At 66.1% G+C, this 21340-nt stretch carries 17 protein-coding genes and 2 pseudogenes; 5 read left to right on the forward strand and 14 right to left on the reverse strand.

Features of this window, described 5'->3' with window-relative positions:
• Nucleotides 1–170 precede the first annotated feature (170 nt).
• Complete coding sequence (locus ACVBEQ_RS17920; protein WP_447154658.1) at nt 171–1016, forward strand: nuclear transport factor 2 family protein; 846 nt, start codon at nt 171–173, stop codon at nt 1014–1016.
• A 365-nt stretch (nt 1017–1381) separates the two neighbouring features.
• Here ACVBEQ_RS17920 and ACVBEQ_RS17925 read toward each other — a convergent pair whose 3' ends face one another.
• The 5 genes from ACVBEQ_RS17925 to ACVBEQ_RS17945 form a co-directional block, all read right to left on the reverse strand.
• On the reverse strand, nt 1382–2944 hold the full coding sequence (locus ACVBEQ_RS17925; protein WP_447154659.1) for an acetyl-CoA acetyltransferase: 1563 nt from the start codon (nt 2942–2944) through the stop codon (nt 1382–1384).
• Entirely contained in the window at nt 2941–3954 is a 1014-nt protein-coding gene (locus tag ACVBEQ_RS17930; RefSeq protein WP_447154660.1) for an MBL fold metallo-hydrolase, read from the reverse strand. Before ACVBEQ_RS17930 ends, ACVBEQ_RS17925 begins: the two co-directional genes overlap by 4 nt.
• 1 nt (nt 3955) lies before the next feature.
• Nucleotides 3956–4783 carry an enoyl-CoA hydratase-related protein gene (locus ACVBEQ_RS17935; RefSeq protein ID WP_447154661.1) on the reverse strand — a complete coding sequence of 276 codons (828 nt, stop codon included), beginning with the start codon at nt 4781–4783 and terminating at the stop codon, nt 3956–3958.
• Nucleotides 4784–5037: 254 nt separating this feature from the next.
• On the reverse strand, nt 5038–6441 hold the full coding sequence (locus ACVBEQ_RS17940; RefSeq protein ID WP_447154662.1) for an MFS transporter: 1404 nt from the start codon (nt 6439–6441) through the stop codon (nt 5038–5040).
• A gap of 358 nt (nt 6442–6799) precedes the next feature.
• Nucleotides 6800–7702 carry a LysR family transcriptional regulator gene (locus ACVBEQ_RS17945; protein ID WP_447154663.1) on the reverse strand — a complete coding sequence of 301 codons (903 nt, stop codon included), beginning with the start codon at nt 7700–7702 and terminating at the stop codon, nt 6800–6802.
• A gap of 147 nt (nt 7703–7849) precedes the next feature.
• Here ACVBEQ_RS17945 and ACVBEQ_RS17950 point away from each other — a divergent pair, with 147 nt between their 5' ends.
• Nucleotides 7850–8005, forward strand: a complete 156-nt coding sequence (locus ACVBEQ_RS17950; protein ID WP_447154664.1) for a hypothetical protein — start codon at nt 7850–7852, stop codon at nt 8003–8005.
• Between the two features lie 59 nt (nt 8006–8064).
• Nucleotides 8065–8828 (forward strand): annotated as a pseudogene (locus ACVBEQ_RS17955) (IS3 family transposase); the annotation flags it as partial.
• Nucleotides 8829–8891: 63 nt separating this feature from the next.
• Here the strand turns inward: ACVBEQ_RS17955 and ACVBEQ_RS17960 are convergent.
• Complete coding sequence (locus tag ACVBEQ_RS17960) at nt 8892–9125, reverse strand: hypothetical protein (RefSeq protein ID WP_447152261.1); 234 nt, start codon at nt 9123–9125, stop codon at nt 8892–8894.
• Between ACVBEQ_RS17960 and ACVBEQ_RS17965 the strand changes: the two genes are divergently transcribed.
• A complete protein-coding gene (locus ACVBEQ_RS17965) occupies nt 9115–10338 on the forward strand; it encodes an IS110 family RNA-guided transposase (RefSeq protein WP_447152262.1) in 1224 nt (407 codons plus the stop codon). The genes ACVBEQ_RS17960 and ACVBEQ_RS17965 overlap by 11 nt on opposite strands.
• A gap of 22 nt (nt 10339–10360) precedes the next feature.
• Nucleotides 10361–10864, forward strand: a pseudogene (locus tag ACVBEQ_RS17970) (IS3 family transposase); the annotation flags it as partial.
• Between the two features lie 332 nt (nt 10865–11196).
• On the opposite strand, the gene ACVBEQ_RS17975 reads toward ACVBEQ_RS17970, so the two are convergent.
• From ACVBEQ_RS17975 to ACVBEQ_RS18010, 8 genes are all read right to left on the reverse strand, one after another.
• Nucleotides 11197–11490 carry a hypothetical protein gene (locus ACVBEQ_RS17975; protein WP_447154665.1) on the reverse strand — a complete coding sequence of 98 codons (294 nt, stop codon included), beginning with the start codon at nt 11488–11490 and terminating at the stop codon, nt 11197–11199.
• Between the two features lie 133 nt (nt 11491–11623).
• Nucleotides 11624–15394, reverse strand: coding sequence for a multifunctional oxoglutarate decarboxylase/oxoglutarate dehydrogenase thiamine pyrophosphate-binding subunit/dihydrolipoyllysine-residue succinyltransferase subunit (locus ACVBEQ_RS17980; RefSeq protein ID WP_447154666.1), 3771 nt, complete (start codon nt 15392–15394; stop codon nt 11624–11626).
• Between the two features lie 115 nt (nt 15395–15509).
• Nucleotides 15510–16322: an amino acid ABC transporter permease gene (locus tag ACVBEQ_RS17985; RefSeq protein WP_447154667.1), complete on the reverse strand. Its 813-nt coding sequence runs from the start codon at nt 16320–16322 to the stop codon at nt 15510–15512.
• Nucleotides 16319–16966: an amino acid ABC transporter permease gene (locus ACVBEQ_RS17990; protein ID WP_447154668.1), complete on the reverse strand. Its 648-nt coding sequence runs from the start codon at nt 16964–16966 to the stop codon at nt 16319–16321. The genes ACVBEQ_RS17985 and ACVBEQ_RS17990 overlap by 4 nt, the downstream gene beginning before the upstream one ends.
• 63 nt (nt 16967–17029) lie before the next feature.
• On the reverse strand, nt 17030–17920 hold the full coding sequence (locus tag ACVBEQ_RS17995) for a glutamate ABC transporter substrate-binding protein (RefSeq protein ID WP_447154669.1): 891 nt from the start codon (nt 17918–17920) through the stop codon (nt 17030–17032).
• Between the two features lie 28 nt (nt 17921–17948).
• Nucleotides 17949–18746 (reverse strand): amino acid ABC transporter ATP-binding protein, encoded by a 798-nt coding sequence (locus ACVBEQ_RS18000; RefSeq protein WP_447154719.1) that lies wholly within the window; start codon nt 18744–18746, stop codon nt 17949–17951.
• A gap of 135 nt (nt 18747–18881) precedes the next feature.
• Nucleotides 18882–20093 (reverse strand): CaiB/BaiF CoA transferase family protein, encoded by a 1212-nt coding sequence (locus tag ACVBEQ_RS18005; protein WP_447154670.1) that lies wholly within the window; start codon nt 20091–20093, stop codon nt 18882–18884.
• The gene (locus ACVBEQ_RS18010) at nt 20090–21043 is read right to left on the reverse strand and encodes a hydroxymethylglutaryl-CoA lyase (RefSeq protein WP_447154671.1); all 954 of its coding nucleotides are present in this window, start codon (nt 21041–21043) and stop codon (nt 20090–20092) included. The genes ACVBEQ_RS18005 and ACVBEQ_RS18010 overlap by 4 nt, the downstream gene beginning before the upstream one ends.
• Nucleotides 21044–21340: the final 297 nt, after the last annotated feature.

Consider the following 21340-nt stretch of genomic DNA (forward strand, 5'->3'; position numbering starts at 1 on the left):
GGCCGGGCGATTCGCGGTAACCGAAGACTAGGAAGCAGCGGCCCGTGGAGCCAGGATCAAGTTGATCGCTACAGCGGACCAGAATGGTCGTCGGCCGACGCCGTTGTCACTCGTAGGATCCGGTGACGATCACAGCGGGCCAACGTCGGGGGAACCGCATGGAGGTGCACGTGACGAACACACAGGACGTGGTGGCGGAGTTCTATGCCGCAGTCAGCAGCGGTGACGCCGCGGCGATCGAGCGCCTGCTGTCGCCGGAAATCGTCGTGCACGAGCCGGGCTCGCTGCCGTACGGCGGCGAGTGGCGCGGGCTAGACGGGTTCCAGTCGCGCATGACCGCGGTCGCGGAGTACTGGCAGACCGAGATCGTGAGCCCGCCCGAGGTGCTCTTCACCGGCAACCTCGCCGCAGCGCTGATGGATGTCAGGTTCACATCGGCCGACGGTCAGATCCTGGTGCAGCAGCCTGTCATCGAGATGGTGTGGGTCGCCGATGGCCGAATCATTCAAATAATCCCGCTCTACTACGACACGGCCGTCCTGACCGGTGGTGCCGCCTCGTCTGGACGAGATGTGCCGGTTCCGGTCGCGGCGTGGACCCGTCCCATCGGCGCGGACCCTGACCCGCACATCACAAAGGCCTTCAACCAACTGACCGAACTCGTCTCGACTGGTGCGGACATCAGCGACATCGTGACCGACGCCACGGTCTGCACCGAAGCGCCCTCGCTGCCGTACAGCGGCGCCTTCCGGGGGGCCGACGGTCTCCGCCGGCTGATGAAGGAGTTCTCTGCGGCGTGGCACTGGCTGCCGAACGAGCACGAGCATGTGGTGATCGGGACGGGCGGCGAGGCCGGCTTGACGATGGACGTGCTCGAGCTGGAGTCGAAGCAGTCCGGGCGGCGGTTTCAGATGCTCATCGTCGAGCTGCGCAGATTCCCGAACGGGAAGTTCACCGAATTCCGGCCGCACTATTTCGACACCGCCGCCGTGGCTGCCTTCCACCGCAAGGACTGACCCCGGGCGGCCGAGCGAGAGATTAGATCTGCCACGGCTCGTTCACGCCCCCGCGACCCCGCAAGCGGCGACGTCAAGCACGTCGGCGACGTAGCCGTCGGTCACGAACTCGCCCGAACCCTGGTGCTGCGGGCGGGCTTCTCGTCAGCGCGGCAGGACACGTCTAAAGCCCAGTCGATCGGCCCGGGTACTTCACGGCGGACTGCGGCGATCTTCCAAACAGCCCGGCGTCATCGGGGTCCTTGTACGGCAGCGACCTTCACTGAACACCTTTCGGGCGTGAACAAATGCCGATGATGATCAGCGGCGTCGAGTGCAAACAGACGACGCGCTCGCCGGGCCTCGAGCACGGATGTCGGCGGCGTTCAGGTGGAGAGCGCCGCGAGCGTCGCCCGGTCTATCGCCACAACGTTGCGAGGCCCCTGCCGGGCGACCCAGACCGTTGCGCCGAAGGGATTGTCGCTGAGAAGCAATTGCATGGTCGCGTCGTCGCCTGGGACAGTTGTTCCCAGGAACCGGGTGTCGTCGCCTAGTCGCCCGACGACGATGCCGGTGGTGCCGCTTCTGTCGTACTTGACGGTGTAGGTTTCGATCGTCGCCTCGCCGTCGGCGGATGTCGAGACGCCGGGTCCGGCAACCGCGTCCAGCTCGGCCTGCCGGTCGGCGTCGGACCATTCGGTCCAGGCGCGTGGCGTCGTGGAGTAGACAGCGGCCGAGTACTTGCTCATCACGCCGCCGTTCGCGCCGACGAATCCGTATGTGCCCGGCTGACTCCGCAGCCGGCCGACGACCTCGGCGATGCCGTGCATGGAGTAGTTGTTGCCGGCGCCGCCGAAGAACGGGAGCCCGCCCGTCACGGTCAGACCGCGGGGGTCGGTGTGGGACAGCCCCAGCCCGTCGCAGATGTTGAGCACCGGGATCGGGAAGCAGCTGTAGAGGTCTAGGAAAGACAGGTCCTCGGTGCCGATCTCGGTCCGTTGCAGCGCGGTGCGGGCGGCGGCGATCGACGCCGGTCCGGTCGAGAGATCCGCCCGCTCCAGCAGTGGCAGTTCGCGCAGGTCCGAATAGCCGTGCAGGAAAACCCATTTCGACTCGGGAACCCCGGCGGCGCGGGCGGCGCCGACGGAGCTCAGCAGGACGGCAGCACCCTGGTTCACCTGATCACGGGCGACGACGAACCGCGGATACGGGTCGGTGATCATCCGGTTCCGTTCGGTCACAGTGACCAGTTCGGCGGCGGAACGCTCCACCGGTGCCGCGGCGAATGGATTGGCCGCCGCGACGGTGGTGAACGGCGCGAACAGCTCACCCATCTCCGTGGCGTACTCCGCGCGGCTCTTCCCGGTCCGGCGCCGTCGGGCGTTCTCGAGCAACGCGTACTGCGACGGTGCATCCGTGAGACCGTGCGCGATCTGCGCCTCGTCGATCAATCCTTCCATCCCGTATCCACGGTCTTCGAGGTCCCCATCGGTGTTCTCCGTGAAGTCGGGTGCGTCGGGCTTTCCGGCCCACGCGCGGGTGGTGGAGATCGCCTCGGACCCGACGACGAGCACCATCTGCGCATCGCCGCGGCCGATCGCCGTGGCGAACTCGGTGACCAGATGTTGTGACGACTGACCACCGACGACCTCGAGGACCGCGCGGTGCGGATCGGCACCGACTCGTCGGGCGACGGACCTCGGATAGTTGTCGGATCGCCCCAGGGGGGCCGTGAAGAAGTCCCCGGAGATCTCAAACTGGCGCACCCCGGCGATGGTGTCGATGAGGGCGGGGTCGCAGCCGGCGTCGGCGATCGCGGCTGCTGCGGCGGCGGCGGCCAGATCGACTGCGCTCCACCGGTGGTAGTCGGGGGCGTCCAGCGGGTCGCTGGACTGGCCGACGCCGATGAGCACGGGCGTCGTCGGGGCCAGGTCGTCGAAGGCGTTCATTGGGTGGGTCCCATCGTGAGCGGTTGAGTGTTCGTGGTGGTGGTGGTGGAAATGAGGTCCAGGCGCATCGCCGTTTGTGCCAGCGCGGAATACAGCAGGAAGCCCCGCATTTCCTCCCAGCCGCGCGACCAGGTCAGTGCGGCGGCGACCTGGTAGACGGCCGCGGCGGGATCGGCGCCGATCACGGCTCGGACCTCCGAGGTGCGCCGTGCGTGGTGGCCTGTGACCGTGCCGATGCGTTCGGCGAGCCCGGTGAAGCGGTACTGGTGCCCCGGTAACACCTCGTGGTCGTCGAAACGGGTCAGCAGGGCGAGGCTCTCGAGATGGTCGGCGATCGGGTTGGTGTCCGACGGGCCGCCGAGGCCCAGACCCGGATAGCTGGCCGGTAGGACGTGGTCGCCGGTCAGCAGGAGGTTTTCGGTGGGCAGTCGCAAGCAGATGTGGCCGGTGGTGTGGCCGGGCGTGTGCAGGACCTCGACGGGCAACCCTGGATAGGACAGGGCGTCGACAGCACCGTGGATGACCAGATCGGCGTTGACCGGTCGGTACGCCTCGCGCGAGCGGGCCGGCACGTCGAGTTCTGGTCGGCGGCCCGGCGGGACGCCCCAGCCCTCCAATTCGACGGGCTGGTCCTCGAGCATGGATCCGAGGGCTACGACCTCCTTCTCGTGCATCACGATCGGTGCTCCGCAGTGCTCCCGCAGCCGTGGCGCCATCGCCAAGTGATCGGGGTGCAGATGCGTGACGATGATCGATCCGAGCGGACCGCCCACCCGGTCCAATGCGGCGGCGAGCAGCGCGGCGTTGTCGTCGGAATCCCAGCCGGGATCGACCACGTGAACATGGCCGTCTGTGCTGCGCAGCAGATAGGTCAGCGTGTACCGCAGTCCCATCACGCCGCCGGGCATGGGCGTCGCGAGAGCCCAGACGTTGTCACGGATCCGCTCTAGCTGCGGCAGGCTGCCGTCGTCGAAGGCCCGTCGCTGAGCGGCGCTGGTCGCGACGGTCACGTCAGCGTCCCTGCCAGCGGGGTGCGCGCTTGTCTGTAAACGCCCGCATCCCCTCCATGGCGTCGGCGCTGCGCATCAGCAGGGCACCCTCGGCAGCGCTGCGGGCCCAGTCCTGGTCCTCAACGGCGACGTGAGCGTCCGTGATACCCCGGGCTATCCGCTTGCTCGTCTGTACCGCCAGCGGGGCGTTCGCGCTGATGGCGTCCGCGAGCGTGAACGCGGTGGCGAGCAGCTCCGACCCGGGTACCACCCGGTTCACCAGGCCCAACGCCAGGGCCTGCGCCGCGGGCATCGGATTCCCGGTGAGGATCGCCTCCATGGCGATCTTCTCGGGGATCTGCCGGGGAAGTCGAAAGGCGCCGCCAGCACCGGCGAAGATGCCGCGGGTGACCTCCGGCAGCCCGAAGACGGCTGTGTCGACAGCAACGGCGAGGTCGCTGGCGAGCACGATCTCGGTACCACCGCCGAGGGCGAAACCGTTGACGGCGGCGATCGTGGGCTTGGAGATCGCGTGGCTCACATAACCGGCGAAGCCCCACCGCGCCAGGCGCTGGTCGGTTCCCGACAACTGCCCTGCGGCAGCCTCCTTGAGGTCCGCGCCTGCGCAGAACGCCGTATCCCCGGCGCCGGTGAGGATGACCGCCCGCACGTCAGCGGTGTTCTCGGCGAAATCGAGCGCGTCGCCGACCCCGATGGACAGCGGCACGTTGACGGCGTTCCGGGCCTGCGGCCGGTTGAGCGAGATGAGCAGGACGTGGTCGTGGAGCTCGGCGACAACGGTTCCCTGACCGCCGATCTGGACGGGGAAAGGGTTCGGCGATTGAGGCATGGGCTACTTTCTGGTTCATCGATCAGTCGCAGTCAAACGGGACGGGTGGCTGTGTTCCACGAAGGCAACGTCGCCGGGGCAGCCTCGGCGCTGCACCTGAACGCTTCACCTGTCCGTCGTACGCTGCGCCACCACAAGCGCATCGCCGCAGGCACTGTGTTCAGGGTGGGCGTGCCTCGTGACTTACTCCCGGCCGGCCGACGTCCCGCCGGTCTCCATCGGCTGCGCGGAGCTGAGCCGTCGGCGGAGGCATCTCAGTGGGCGATCTCGGTGAGTGCGCGCTGCCGGGTGCGTGGACCGAACGCCACTGACACGGTCGCGATCAGTATCGATGCGGAGAGCACGAGCATCGCCCATTCGGCGCCGAAAGCGGCGAGTACGGGCAACACGATGAACGGCGCGACAGCACCGCCCAGGTGGCCCACGCCGTCACCAATGGCCGCCGCCGTACCGCGGCTGCGGGTCGGGAAGATCTCCGCGGTGTAGGTGAAAGCGGGAGGAACGAGAATTCCGAGGGCGAAGGTGAACAGAAGGTTGGCCACGACGAAAATGAACCCTCCTTCGCCGATGATCAGTAGCCCGAAGCTCGCGATGATGGCAAGCGAACTGATCACGATGATCGTGCGGCGCTCGAAGCGTTCGATCAGGCCGAGCAGGATGAGACACGACAAGACACCAGAGACGCGCCCGACAACGGTCAACCAGAGGGCCTGGGATCGTTCGACGCCGAGTCCCTCGAGCAGGAGCGGCTGATAGGAGGAGAAGGCGTAGAACCCGATGTAGAAGAAGAACCAGAACGACGAGATCAGCAGCACCCGGCGGAGCAGCGGCCCGCGGAGCAGTGAACGCAGGGGGCTGTGATGATCGTCGATCGGCGCTTCGGCCACGACGTCGGCCGTCCGAAGGACCGGGACTGCCCCGTCCCGATAGGCTCGCCGCTCCATCTCGGCGGTGATCCGCTCGGCACGATCGAGATCGCCGTGCCCGGCGAGCCAGCGTGGCGATTCGGGTACACAGCGATCGGTGAAACCCGGTAGCACGAGCAGAACTAACGCGCCGAAGCCGATCAGAATGCGCCAGCCGACGGGGCCGAGGTCGAGCACCGGGAGCGAGCCGAAACCGACGACGCTGATCAAGAGGGCCTGTGCCAGATAGATGAGTGTCAGGTAGCGGCCCCGCTTGTCCCGCGGTGCGATCTCGCCGATGTAGGCCGAGGCCAGGGCCAGGACCGCGCCCATGCCACAGCCGCAGATGAAGCGGAAGACGGCGAAGGACCACACGTCCCATGAAAGCGCGGTCAGGAGTCCACCGATGCCCAGGACGACGATGGTGCCGCGGAGACCGACCAGTCGGCCCCGTCGGTCGGCGATGTGCCCGAGTGCGTAGGCGCCCACCGCGTAGCCAATGAGGTTCAGGGTGACCGGCCAGGACAGGTCCGTCACTTTGAGATCGAGATCGGCGGACAACGACGGCAACGTGATGCTGACGACGCCGATGTCGTAGTTTGCGAAGAAGAAGGTGAAGAGCAGCACGGCGCTCGCAACAGTCGGCAGGCCAACCCTCGGCAGCCGGTCGATGCGTGCCCCGACGGCCGCCGATCGGCGGGTTCGGTCCGCGCCGGCCGGCACGGTAGCTGTCGTGTCTTTGTGGGGGTCCATGAGCATCCTTACGACGTTGTCAGGACGTGCGGGAGGCACGCGGCACCGCACCGGCGGGGGTGAGCCGGCGGTGGCGCGGTTCGATTCAGGAGCGCCAGACGATGAGCGCGTCGAGTGCTCTTAGTGTCGCCCTCGACGCGCAATGGATTTACCTGGAGGGCGGCGAGTTCGGGGCCCACAACATGCCGACCTGAGGATGGTCCCGCGATGTCCGCCGCGCGTCGAAAGTGGTTGCTGCACCTGTCATATGGCTGCGCTCCGTTGGGTGGGCCGCGATGTCGTGCCCGTTCGGCGGGGCGACTCCCTGTACCCGAAGACTAAGAAACAGCGGCCCGAGGGGCCAGGATCAAGTTGATCGCTACGGCGGACCAGAATGGTCCTCGACCGACGCCGTTGTCGCTCGTAGAATCCGCTTGACGATACCGCTCAGGTCAGACCGTCGCCGGGGCCAGATCAGGCTCGTCGTCGCATACACCGGCCGGAACGGAGGCAGCAGCGACAACCCCAGGTCGGCCAGACGTGCGGCGTTTTCTGCGGACGTCGCATCCGCCACGCAGGTGAACGCCGCACCGTGGCTGACAAGCGCGAGAAGGGCATGGGCGTCTGCGCCGGCCACGACTCGGATGTCGGTGCAGTTGACCTCGTGTAGGTAAACGCTCAGATCGTCGACCAGTTTCGGGGGGTAGCTCGTGACGAACTGCAGGCCGGAGAGATCGGTCGGCGTGCCGTCACTGGCGAATCGATGCCGTAACCGGGGTGTCGTCACGAGGGACAGCGGCTCGCGGACCAGCGTCGAACGTCCGAGCCGAGGGTCGGTGTCGACGACCCTAACGGTGGCCAGGTCCATGGTCCCGGCGAGTACGGCGTCGGTGTGCTGCACCGACGAGCCCGGCCGGTAGTCCACGACGGTCCCCGGGCGCTCCGCCTCGACGGCGTGGTCGATGAGGCGGGTGATGTGCAGCGGGACCGTGGGCACGAGCCCGACGGACAACGGTCGGGTACCACTGAGGCGACCCCTGGCCGACTCGATCAATGACATGTCTGCGATGACCTGATCGGCGAGCGGCAGCAACTGGTGTCCGGCGTGTGTGAGTGTCAGCGGCTGGGTGCCGCGGTTGAACAGCGGGCCACCCATGTAGCGCTCGAGGTCGCGGATGCGTCGGTTGAGCGGCGACGCGGAGACACCCAGCTGGTCAGCGGCACGCACGAAGGAGCCGGTCGTGGCCACTGCGACGAAATACCGGAGGTGATGTATGTCCATGGGCCTGCTGATCGTGTCACGACGGTGGTGAACCTGCGAGGTCCCTGATTGTCCCCCGCAGGTGGGGTGCTGTCACGACATGGCCGCCCCGTGACCGGTTCAGACTTTCGCCGCCAATTCGGTGTGGATTATGCTGGCCGCGATGGCTTGCGACGTGACCCGCGCCGCCGGCTGCTGGCCGATCGGTTCGACGTCAAGGACGTCACCGCGACATTCCCTGGCTACCTGATGATCAACTTCGTCGCACGGTTCACCCGCTTCGCCCGACGCACCGCCCAGCGGCTACCGAAAGACTGGCCCTGAGCAACCTGAACCGCCCCGGAGTGTGTCCGGAGACTTCGAACCTTGGGAAGGTTGGAGTCATGCCAGGGAACAGCACCAGGAGGTATCCGCCTGAGCTGAAAGAGCGGGCGGTTCGGATGGTCGCCGAGATCATGCCGGAACAGGAGTCGGAGTGGGCGGCGATGGGCCGGGTCGCTGAGCTCCTCGGGGTTGGAACGGCGGAGACGGTCCGCAAGTGGGTACGTCAGGCAGAAGTCGACGCGGGTGCCCGGCAGGGCATGTCGTCGGAGGAATCGGTGGAGGTCCGCCGGCTCAAGCGTGAGGTCGCCGAGCTGAAACGGGCCAACGCCATCCTCAAAGCCGCCTCGGTTTTCTTCGCGGCCGAACTCGACCGGCCACAGCGGTGATCGTCCGATTCATCAACGAGAACAAAGACTGTCGTGTCGGTGATGGTTTGCGGTGGGGTGTCGAGTCGATCTGCGCGGTGCTCACCGAGTACGGCGTGAAGGTCGCCCCATCGACCTATTACGAGACCGTGGTGCGCCGGCCCGGTCGTCGTGAGCTCCGCGACGAGGACCTGAAACCGCAGATCCGCCGGGTCCACGAGCAGAACTTCGCCGTGTATGGCGCGCGGAAGGTGTGGTTGCAGCTGAACCGCGAAGGGATCCCGGTGGCCCGCTGCACGGTGGAGCGGCTGATGGCCCGGATGGGTCTGGTCGGCGTTCGCCGCGGGGTGGTCAAACGCACCACGATCGCCGATCCCGCCGCGGAACGGGCCCGTGATCTGGTGTTGCGGAACTTCCAGCCGCTGGCCCCGGACCGGTTGTGGGTTGCCGACATCACGTAATGGGAGGGCCGGGTCCCCTGACCTGGTGCCCGTGGTGAACTGGCGGGGGCCCCTGAGATATCACCGGCCCAGGCCGGGGGGCATGGTGGTGGTGAGCCGCTGGAGGGTGTCCACTCCCTTGTCTGAACCGGCCGTCGAGGTCTGAACGTAGACGGTGGCCCCGCCAGTCGCCGGGTACGTGATCGGCTGGTGAGATGCCGCGCCGTCGAGCGCTTCCATTAGGTCGCCGCACGCACCCTCGGGCTCAACCGCGAAGGGATCGACGAGCGAACGGGAGAGCGAATTGGGAATCACCTGCGGGATCGATTGGGCGGAGAAGCACCACGACGTCGCTGTTGTCGACGAATCGGGCCGGGTAATCGGCAGACGAAGGATCACCACCGGCGTGGCCGGCTTCGGTGAGCTGATGACGTTGCTCGCCGAGCACACCGACAACCCGCCGGCCGTCCCGGTGGCCATCGAAACAGACAAGAACCTGATCGTTTCCGCGCTGCGGGCCGCCGGCTTCGTCGTCTATCCGATCAACCCGCGGGCGGTGGCGCGGTATCGGGAACGGTATGGACAGTCGGGGAAGAAGTCCGATCCGGGTGACGCGGCGATCCTGGCCGACGTCCTGCGCACCGATCGGCATCAGCATCGGCCGATGCCAGCGATCACCGACAACGCTCTGGCGGTGAAGGCGTTGGCCCGTCAGCACCAGGAGGGGATCTGGGCGCTGCATCAGACCATCAACCGCCTCCGATCGGTGCTGTTGGAGTTCTACCCTCAAGCGCTGCAGGTGTTTCCAAACCTGAAGCACCGCGCGGCGATGGCCGTTCTGACCGCTGCCCCCACTCCGGCCCAAGGACTGAAACTCACGCCCCGTCGGGTCGTTGTCCTGCTGCATCGCTGCGGGCGACGCAACGATCCCGCCCTGGTCGAGGCGATCATCTCCGGTCTGAAGACGCCGGCGTTACGGCAGCCCCCGCAGGTCGAGGCCGCGCTCGGCCGAACCGTCGCGTCGCTGATACGCATCATCACCGTGATGCTCGACGGCGTCGACGACCTGGAACAGGCGCTGTCGGCTGAGTTCGACAACCACCCGCTCGCCCCGGTGCTGAGGTCCGCTCCCGGTCTCGGGCCGCTCTTGGCCGCCCGGGTGCTGGCCGAGATCGGCGACGATCCAGCCCGATTCGCCACCGCGAACGGGCTGCGCGCCTTCGCCGGCACCGCACCGGTCACCCGCGCCTCCGGCCGCTCCCACTTCGTCAAAGCACGCAAGGTCCGCAACCGACGCCTCGGCGATGCCTGTCACTGGTGGGCGTTCGCGATGCTCACCAGGTCCGTCGGCGCCCGAGCGCACTACGACAAAAGAAGAGCCGCCGGCGACAGCCACAACGCCGCCCTGCGCAACCTGGCCAACAAGCTCCTCGGCCGACTCTGGTGGTGCCTTCAACACCAAGAGCCCTGGGACGACGCAGCCGCCTGGCCCAAGCCCAAAACCGAGGCCGCCCCGATCGCTGCTTGACACCTGACTCGCGTGGGATGTCTACGTCTCGACGTGGTCCGGATGGGTGTATGTGGCATTCGTGATCGACGCCTACGCCCGCCGCATCCTGGGCTGGCGGACCGGGTCGACGATGTCGACGCAGTTGGTGCTCGATGCTCTGGAGCAGGCGATCTGGACCCGGGGACGAGCCCGTGCGGATTTGACAAGCGTTGTGGCGCATAGCGATCGCGGGTCGCAGTACACAGCGATTCGGTACTCCGAGCGCCTAGAACAGGCCGGGATCGCCGGCTCCGTCGGCTCCGTCGGGGACTCGTTCGATAATGCGCTCGCCGAGACGATCAACGGGCTGTTCAAGACCGAAGTCATCAAACCCCGCGGGCCATGGCGGACCCTGGAACAGGTCGAGTACGCCACCGCCGAGTGGGTCGACTGGTTCAACCACAGCCGGCTCTACGAGTACTGCGGCGACATCCCACCGGCAGAGCTCGAGGAAGCCTTCTACGCTCACCACACAGCTCAGCCGCCGGCCGGGCTGACCGTTTGAGACAGCCTCCGGACACTCCGGGGCGGTTCAACCGCCTGACAACGGCTGTTCACCGCGGTTCGTACTGAAGGCGCAAGTACGGAGCCGATGTACGCGACTAACGGCGAGCGTCGTCGATGATGAATTGGGCATCTGGCCATAGGCGGGCGATCCGCCAGGGCGCGTCGACGGGGAAGCTCAAGTCGCGTCCCGGCGCCGCCATCCACGGAGAGCGCGCGTAGCCCACCCGAGATGGTCTTAAGCCGTGAACACCCTGATCACCAGAGACGCGAAAGATCGAGGCTCACTCATTGCGGGTATAGCCATTCGGCCGGGCAGGAAGCGTGGCGCGGTCATGCCTTTGAGGAGACGCGCCACTTTTGAAGGTGATCAACGATGCCTCGTGCGGCCTGATCCCTGTGCCCGAGCAGTCGTTGTTCTGCATACTTGTGCACCGCGCGCTCATGTTCGAGGGTTTCTTGTAGGACTGCTACAGCGTGGGGTGAACCCAATTCGAGAAGACGGTCGTATTTCGTGAGAAAGCCTGTAGTCAGTTCCTTGGTTTCGGCCATCCACGCGTCCCAGTCTGCGGAGCGCTCGAGCTGGCCGTCCACCGCGACGCGACGGTGTTCGTCAACGGCGCGCACGCAGGGCAGTGTCGCAACGGCTAACGACCTTCCGGGAGCCTCTGAATGGTCACCTGAGGTACAGCGAACCTAAGATCATTCGGTCGCGTTGAGGCCCGCGCCCATCAGGATTTGGATTCCGGGAGAGATGCGTTCATGGGTTGACCGGGGCGAAGGCGGCGGTGATGACGGCAGCTTGTTCGACGTCATGGACCCGGGCGGATCCGGCGGATGGTGCTGCCATCGCCCGCCGGGAGATCCTATTGATGCCGGTCAGTCTGGGCATGAGTTCGGGTAGTGCGAGGCCAAGGAACGGCCAGGCGCCCTGGTTGGCGGCTTCTTCCTGGACCCATCGGATGTCGGTCGCGTGGGGGTAGCGGTCGAGGATGACGCCGAGCCGTCGTTGCGGGACGGGGTAGAGCTTCTCCAATCGGACGATGGCGGTGGTGGTGTTGTTGGTGCGTTGGCGGTGGGCGTCCAGTTCGTAGTACAACTTGCCGCTGGTCAACAGCACGGTGGTGACGTTTTCCGGGTCCGCGGTGTGGTCGTCGATGATGGATTGGAAGGCCCCGCTGGTGAATTCGGCGACTGGGGAGACGGCGGCCTTGTTGCGGAGCATGGATTTTGGGGTGAACACGATCATCGGCCGGTGCACAACGTCCAGGGCGTGCCTGCGGAGCAGGTGGAAGTAGTTGGCCGGGGTGGTTGGGACGGCGACGGTCATCGAGTTTTCGGCGCACAGTTGTAGGAACCGTTCGATGCGCGCCGAGGTGTGGTCGGGTCCTTGTCCTTCATGGCCGTGCGGGAGCAGCAGGACAACCCCTGATTGCTGGCCCCATTTGGCTTCTCCGGAGGACAGGTATTCGTCGATGACCGATTGTGCGCCGTTGACGAAGTCACCAAATTGGGCTTCCCACAGCACCAGCGCCTCCCGGTTCGCGACGGAGTAGCCGTACTCGAAACCGAGGGCGGCGTATTCGGTGAGCGCGGAGTCGTAGATCAGCACCCGGCCTTGGTCGTCGGACAGGTGCTGCAGCGGTTGGTAGTCCGTTCCGGTGCGATGATCGACCAGCACGGAGTGCCGTTGTGAGAAGGTGCCGCGGCGGCTGTCCTGTCCGGTAAGGCGGACCAACCGGCCGCCCATGGCGATTGATCCGAGGGCGAGGAGTTCGGCGAATGCCCAGTCGATGTTGCCGTGGCGGGCTGCGTGGGCGCGTCGCTCGACGAGGCTCTGCACCCTGGGGTGGGGGGTGAATCCGGCGGGCTGGTGCAGGGCAGCGTCGGCGATGCGGTGCAGGGTGTCTTCCGGCACGGTTGTGTCGGTGGCCAGGTTCAGGACCTGCCGGGTTTCCACCGACGGCGACGGGGTTGGGGTGGCCTTCTCCAGGGCGTGGACCTCTCTGAAGACTAGATCCAGTTGCTGCTGGTAGTCGCGCATGGATTCTTCGGCTTCCTCGCCGGTGAGGTCGCCGCGGCCGATGAGGGCTTCGGTGTAGAGCCGGCGTACGGAGCGTTTGGTGTCGATGATCTGATACATGAGGGGGTTGGTCATGGACGGGTCGTCGCCTTCGTTGTGCCCGCGGCGGCGGTAGCAAATCAGGTCGATGACGACATCCCGGCCGAAGGTTTGCCGGTATTCGACGGCCAGCCGGGCGATCCAGCAGGAGGCTTCCGGGTCGTCGCCGTTGACGTGGAAGATCGGTGCCTGAACCATTTTCGCGACGTCGGTGCAGTAGTCGCTGGACCGGGAGGCGTCCGGGGCGGTGGTGAATCCGACCTGGTTGTTGATGATCACGTGCACGGTGCCGCCGGTGCGGTACCCCCGTAGCTGTGACAGCTGGAGGGTTTCGGCGACGACGCCTTGGCCTGCAAATGCGGCGTCGCCATGGATCGCAATGGGCAGGACGGTGAATCCTTCCTCACCGAGGTCACGCAGGTCCTGCTTGGCACGGGTCACGCCTTCCAGCACCGGGTCGACAACTTCGAGGTGCGAGGGGTTCGCGACCAGCGTGACATCCAGGGATCGGCCGCTACCGGCCGGCGGGGTGTAGGTGCCCTCCGCGCCCAGGTGGTATTTGACGTCCCCGGATCCCTGGCTCTGCCTAGGGTCCATGTTGCCCTCGAACTCCCGGAAGATCTGCGTGTACGGTTTGCCGACGATGTTGGCCAGAACGTTGAGCCGGCCGCGGTGGGCCATCCCGATGACAACCTCGTCCGTGCCCGATGCGGTCGCCTGGGCCAGGGCGGCGTCGAGGAGGGCGATGACGGTTTCCCCGCCTTCCAAGGAGAATCGCTTCTGACCGATGTATTTGGTCTGAAGAAACGTCTCGAAGGCTTCGGCCCGGTTGAGCCGGCCGAGGATGTACTTCTGCTCGTCGACGGTGGGTTTGTCCCGGAGCACCTCGACCCGGCGCTGCAACCACTCACGCTGCTCCGGGTCGATGATGTGCATGTACTCGACCCCCACGGTGCGGCAGTAGGAACCGCGGAGCACTCCCAGGACGTCGCGGAGTTTCATGAACTGTTCTCCGTTGAACCCGCCGACCGGGAAATCTCGGTCCAGGTCCCAGAGGGTCAGTCCGTGGGTGAGGACGTCGAGGTCCGGGTGCCGGCGCTGCCGGTAGTTCAGCGGGTCGGTGTCAGCCATCAGGTGCCCGCGGCTGCGGTACGCATCAATCATGCCCAGCACACGGGCGGTTTTGTCGACGGCGCCGGCGCGCCCGTGGTCGAGGTCCTGCACCCACCGGACCGGCTCGTACGGGATCCGCAGGGAGGCAAAGATACCGTCGTAGAAGAAGTTCTCACCCAGCAGTAGCTGGTGGATCCGTTTGAGGAACTCACCGGACTCGGCGCCCTGAATGATCCGATGGTCATACGTCGAGGTCAGCGTGATGATCTTGCTGACACCCAGGTCGGAGAGCGTCTGTTCGCTGGCGCCCTGGAATTCGGCCGGGTACTCCAAAGCGCCGACGCCGATGATGGCGCTCTGCCCGGTCATCAGCCGGGGCACGGAGTGATTGGTGCCGATCCCGCCGGGGTTGGTCAGCGTAAGTGTTGTGCCGGCATAGTCTTCGGCCGCTAGCGAGCCGGTGCGGGACTTCCGGACAACGTGTTCGTACGCGCTCCAGAACTGGGTGAAATTCATTGCTTCCGCGGCTTTGATCGGGACGACGACCAGGTTCCGCCCGCCTCCCTTTCCTGGCAGGTCGATCGCCAGGCCCAGGTTGACGTGGACCGGGGTGATCACCGAGGGTTTGCCCTCGGTGACGGCGAAGCTGCGGTTCATGGTGGGGTAGTCGGCGGTGGCCCGCACGATCGCGTAGCCGATCAGGTGGGTGAAGGAGACCTTCCCGCCGCGGTTCCGCTGCAGGAAGTTGTTGATCACGATCCGGTTTTCCGCCAACAGTTTCGCCGGCACGCCCCGCACCGACGTCGCGGTGGGCACCTCCAACGAGGCCGTCATGTTTTTCACCACCGCGGCGGCGATGCCCCGCAACGGGGTGGAGACCACGCCGTTGACACCGGTCGGCTCGGCGGGCTTCGGGGTTGAAGTGGGGGATGCCGCGACCGTGTCGAGCTGGGTGGTCGCTGTTGGTTGCGGTGCCGGTACTGGTTGGCCGCTCGGTTCATTGGACCCCTGCCCGGCCGGGTGTTCCGGCCGGGCAGAGGTGGTCGGGTGCGGGTCGTCGGCCCGGTCCGCGGGCCCAGGGGTGGGCGCCGGGCGGGCTGGCCCGCTCCGGGCGAAGAAGTCCCGCCAGATGGGGTCGACTTGGCTGGGATCGGCCAGGTACTCCTGGTATTTCTCCTCGACGAACCAGTCGTTGGGGCCGAACTCGGGCGCCGCGTTTGCGGCGAACCAGCCCGGCTGTTGCTCGCCGGAATCGGCGCTGCCATCGAGGGTCACCGGGTCGGTGGTCGAGGTCATCGCGGTGTCGTCCTATCTGTATGGAGCGAGGTGGTTTGCGGGATATGCAATGCCTGTTCGTGGCCGCGGGCGTCCGGGATTGTGCGTTCGGGATTGGGCTGAACGGTGTCGCCGGTCAGGCCTTGACCGCCTTCACCCCGGGGTCCCTTTCGAGCTGCTTGGCGAAGCGGGAGAGGCTGATGTTGACCAACAGGTAGATGACGGCGACCGCGGTGTACACGGGGATGGCGTAGGCGCCGCCGAGATATTCCACCGCGACCCGGCCCTGCCGGAGCAGTTCGGCGTAGCCGATGAAGAAGCCGAGCGAGCTTTCCTTCAGGATGGTGACGACCTGGCTGACCAGGGCGGGCAGCATGTTCCGCACGGCCTGCGGCAGCAGCACCAACCGCAGCGTGGTGCTCTTGCTCAGCCCGACGGAGTAGGCGGCTTCGGCCTGCCCCTTGGGCAGGGACCGGATGCCGGCGCGGAAGATCTCGCTCATCACGGCGGAGTTGTAAAGGCTGATACCGATGACCAGCGCCCAGAACACCGGGACGTCGACCCCCAGGGCCGGCATGCCCAGGAACAGGAAGAAGATCAGCACGAGGAGCGGCAACCCGCGGAAGATCTCGACCCACACCCGGACCACACCGCGCAGGATGCGGCTCTCCGCGAGCCGCATCGCGGCCAGTAGTACACCGAACACCACGGACAACACGATGGACACCGCAGCGGCGGTCAGGGTGTACCAGAGGCCGCCCAGCAGCAGTTGCGCGAGGTCCTTGTTCAGCAGCACCGACCACAGGTCAGGTGCAAGGGCGCCGTTGATGTAGAGCCGGTAGAGAACCAGCGCGGCGAGGATGGCTACCACGACGCCGGCGACGATGCTGCCGGTGCGGATTTTGGCCAGGGTCCGGGGACCGGCCATGTCATACAGGACGCTGCTCATCGCTGGACCGCCAGTTTGTGTTCGAAGTGGTGGGCAACCAGGCCCGCGGGGATTGTGATGGCCAGATACAGCAGGGCGACGACACCGAGGATGGCCATCACGTCCTGACTGTCGACCGCGATCAGTTGTTCGGCGGAGGCCAGCAGTTCGACGACACCGAAGGCGCTGGCGATCGCGGAACTCTTGGTCAGCGCGATGAACACGTTGATCAGTGGTGGGATGACAGTGCGCAGTGCCTGCGGCAGGATGACCAACCGCAGCGACCGGCCGAAGGTCAGGCCCACCGAGCGAGCGGCTTCGGCCTGTCCGCCGGGGATGGAGTTGATTCCGGACCGGATTGCCTCGCAGAAGAACGCTGAGTAGTAGACGGACAGCGCCGTGATGGCGGAGGCGAAGAAAGAGATCCGGATGTCGACCTGTGGCAGCACGAACAGGGTGAAGAAGAAGATGACCGCGGTCGGCACGTTCCGGAAGATGTCGATGTAGCCGGCGCTGATTTTCTGCAGCAGCGGGATCGGGGAGACCCGCATCGCGGCCAGGATGGTGCCGCCGATCAACGCGAGCACGGTGGACACGGCGATCAGTGCGAGGGTCCAGGCGAACCCGCCCAGCAGGACGCCGTAGTTCTCAAACACGGTGGACATGGGAATCCCTCACTGGGAGAAGTGGTGGTCGAGAGGAGCGCGGTTGGTGTGGCGCGCCCGCGGTCATGAGCATTCCGCGAACTGCGGTTTGACGATCGGCAGCTCGGAGTACTTGCCGAGGTAGTCGTCCCATGACTTCTGCGCGGAGCCGTCCGTGTAGAACTCGTCGATTGTTTGGTCCAGCCACTGGCAGAACTGCACATCACCCTTGGCGATGCCGATGCTCCAGGCCTCTGCGCCGAGGGAGGCACCGGCCATCTGCAGGTCGTCGGGATCCTGCCCGACATACCCGATCCCGATGGGTGCGTGGGTGATCAGCGCGTCCACTGTGCCGTTCTTGAGGGCCTCAATGCACTTGGAGGACACGTCGAACTCGATGAGGTTGGTGTCCGGGAAGTCCTTACGGGTGTAGACGCTGACAGTGCCACCGACGGTGGAGCAGACCTTGACCCCGTTGGGGGTCTGCGGGTCGGTGATGTTCTTCGGGTTGCCCTTGGCGACGACCATGTCGTAGTGCACGTCGAAGTAGGGCCCGGCGAAACTGATGACCTGTTTGCGCTTTTCACTGGCGGTGTAGGTGGCGACGACGATGTCGACCTTGTCCTGGATGAGGAACTGTTCCCGGTTCGCGGAGTTCGCTTCGGTCCATTGGATCTGGTCGGCGGACAACCCGAGCTTGGCAGCAATGTATTCGACCATGTCGATCTCGAAGCCCTCCTGTTGGCCCTTCAGGTTCCGGGCGGACAGGCCGGGGTGGTCATAGCGGGTGCCGACCCGGATGGCCCCTTCTTCCTGGAGTTTGGCCATGGTGGACCCGGCGGGGAACTCGGGGTTCTCCGCGACGGCGGAGGTGATGCCCGGGTTCGCGACGCTGCTGGTGCCGAACACGGCGACCAGCGCAATGGCCAGCACGACGATCAACGGGAGGATGAATGCTCGTAGCTTCTTACGCACGGCGGTGTGCCTTTCGTCTTTGAGAACGTCAGTGGGACAGGATTTTGGACAGGAAATCCCTGGCCCTGGCGGACTTCGGCGCGGCGAAGAACTCGGCCGGGGGGGCCTGTTCGACGATCTGTCCGGCGTCCATGAAGATGACCCGGTCGGCGGCGGACCGGGCGAAGCCCATTTCGTGGGTGACCACGACCATGGTCATCCCGCTCGAGGCCAGGCCCTTCATCACCTCGAGGACTTCGTTGACCATTTCCGGGTCGAGCGCGGAGGTGGGCTCGTCGAACAGCAAAACCTTGGGGTCCATTGCGAGGGATCGGGCGATCGCGACCCGTTGCTGCTGTCCACCGGAGAGCTGGGCGGGCATCTTGTCGGCCTGCGATCCGACGCCGACGCGGTCCAGGATTTCCCGGGCCCGCTTCTCGGCTTCCTTGCGGGGGATGCCGCGAACCTTGATCGGACCCAAGGTCACGTTCTGCAGGATCGTCATGTGCGCGAACAGGTTGAACGACTGAAACACCATGCCAACCTCGGAGCGCAGCTTGGCCAGTTCCTTGCCTTCTGCGGGCAACGGCACCCCGTCCAGGACGATGGTGCCGTTGTCGACGCCCTCGAGCCGGTTGATGGTGCGGCACAACGTGGACTTACCGGACCCGGACGGACCGATCACGACCACCACTTCACCGCGGCCGATCTCCAGGTCGATGTTCTTGAGCACGTGCAGCGCGCCGAAGTGCTTGTCGACACCCTGGATGATGACCAACGGATCGAACTTGGTGGCCGTCTTGTTGTCGTTGTTCGCTGCGGACTTGTTTGCGATGTTCGAGGTCATGAGGTTCTCCTGCCATGGGGGTGGGGTTGTCCTGGTGATGTCCCAGTCCAATGTGTGCGTCATTGCGGTGACATTTGACCGCCGATCAGGGCGGACCCAAAAGCGTTGGTGCTGCCGGTGATTCGGGTGTTCCGATCAGCCGACCGTGACGGTCTCCTGCTGGTCGATACCGAGCACGCCGGCGTCCTGGAGTTGTTCGATCGCCTCGTCGGTGTAGCCAAGGTCCCGGGCGATGCTCTGGCTGTGTTCGCCGGGGCGTGGTAGGTCGAGCCGCTTCGCGAGCCGCCGGCCGTCCATCTCCAGCGGAAGCGCGGGCAGTGGCAACGTGCGCCCACCGGGCAGGGTGAGTTCGGTCATCGCACCCGGCATGGCCAGGTGGGGGTCGTCGAACAGGTCCTCGGGCCGCTGCAGGGGGGCGAACGGCAACCGGGCGGATTCGAGCAGGCGGGACGCCTCGTCCCGGGTGCGGGACCGGAACTGTTCGCGTAGGAGTGGCAGCAGGGTGTCCCGGGCCTTGACCCGTCCGGCGTTGGTCGCGTATTGCGGGTCGCCGACAAGATCACGCAGGTCGAAAGCAAGGCAGAACGCGGCCCACTGAGTATCGCTGACCACTCCGACGAAGATCTTCTCGTCGTCCGCGGTGTCGAACAGGTCGTAGACGGCCCATGCCGATTCCCGCACCGGCATCGGCGCGGCGGGGACACCGGTGACCCCGTATTGCGCCATGTGCTGGCCGACGAGGAAGACGTTGTTCTCGAACAGGGAGCTACGGACCAGTTGCCCGGTGCCGGTGGTGGTGCGCTGATGCAGCGCAGCCATGATGCCGATCGCGGCGAACAGTCCACCCATGATGTCGTTGACCGACGTGCCCGCCCGCAGCGGCTGCCCGGGCGGACCGGTCATGTAGGTCAGGCCGCCCATGGTCTGCACGACCTCGTCCAGCGCGGCCCGCTGCTCGTACGGCCCGGACAGGAAACCCTTGAGTGAGCAGTACACCAACCCGGGGTTGTCCACCTTGAGATCCCGGTAACCCAGACCCATTCCGTCCAGGCCGCCGGGCCGGAAGTTCTCGGTGACGACATCGGCGCCCGCGACGAGCCGCTTCACGAACGCGATGCCCTGCTCGCTTTTCAAATCGACGGTCAGGCTCCGCTTGTTCCGGTTGAACATCGGGAAGTACCCGGCGCCCGACCCGCCGAGCCCCCGGGTCTTGTCGCCGCCGCCCATGGGCTCGACCTTGATCACGTCGGCGCCCAGGTCGGCCAGGATCAGCCCGCAAGTCGGACCCATCACCATGTGGGAGAACTCGACGACCCTCACCCCTTCCAGGGGCAACCCGGTGCTCATGCCGCACCCGCAGTGGTCAACGTGCCGGCGTACTGGAAGCCCTTGGTCACTCCGACCTCGGACACGTTGCCGTACAACGGCTCTCCCGGGAGACCCTCGATGATCAGGGCCCGGGCGGCGATCAATTTGTCCAAGTCGATCCCGGTCCGCAGGCCCATCGCCTCCAGCAGGAACACCAGGTCCTCGGTGACGATGTTCCCGGTCGCGCCGGGAGCGAACGGGCACCCGCCGAGACCGGCGTGCGAGGAATCGAAGGTGGTGACCCCGACCTCGAGGGCGGCGACCACATTGGCCAAGCCCTGCCCGCGGGTGTTGTGGAAGTGCGCCCCGCCCGCCTTGTCGCCGAGCTCGGCCCGCAGCCGGGTGAACAACCTCCTCACCTGGGACGGGTTGCCGTAACCGGTGGTGTCCGAGAGCCCGACGCTATCGGCACCGACCTCGGCGCACATGACCGCGAGCTCGATGACCCAGGCCTCGGACACCGGGCCCTCCAAGGTGCAACCGAATGCGGTGGACAGCCCCACCTCGACCCGGAACCCGGTTCCGCTGCTGCGCAGCGCGCAAACCTGGCCGACCTGGTTGACGGCGTCCTCCGGGGTCATCCGGATGTTGGACATGCTGTGCAACCGGGACGCTGACACCGGCATGTTCACCGCGGTGGCACCCGCCTCGGCAGCTCGTTGCGCGCCGCGCAGATTCGGGACCAGCGCCAGCACACGCAGGTCGGGAATCGTCAGCGCTCGGGTGAGAACCTCCGCGGCGTCGGCCATCTGCGGCACCGCCTTGGGAGAGACGAACGAGGTGGCCTCGATTTCCCGGATCCCGGAATCGGCCAGCGCGGCGATCCACCGGTTCTTGACCTCGGTCGGCATGACCTGAGGGATGGCCTGCTGCCCCTCCCGGGGACCGACCTCACTGATCAACACATCCACCTGGGACGTCCGCGACATGAAGACTCCTTCATCTACTTCGTTGGAGAGACAGCAACACTTATCGATTCGGCCTGTTCTGTCTGACAGAACGGCAGTGCGTCTGATAGAAACTTTAGGGAAGGCCGGCGCGCCTGTCAATGGGGTAGATGCAGGATTCTGAGCACCCGGGCCGAGCGGTTCAGTCGATTGAGCAACCCCAGGATGAGACCGTTCGCATCCGCACCCGTGTTGGGCGACCAACCGGCACCGCGGCCAGCCCGGGCATCCCGGCTGGTGCGTACCGGTCTCCGCACAACCTGGGGATAATGAGGGCTC

This window comes from Nakamurella sp. GG22, from assembly GCF_052976845.2.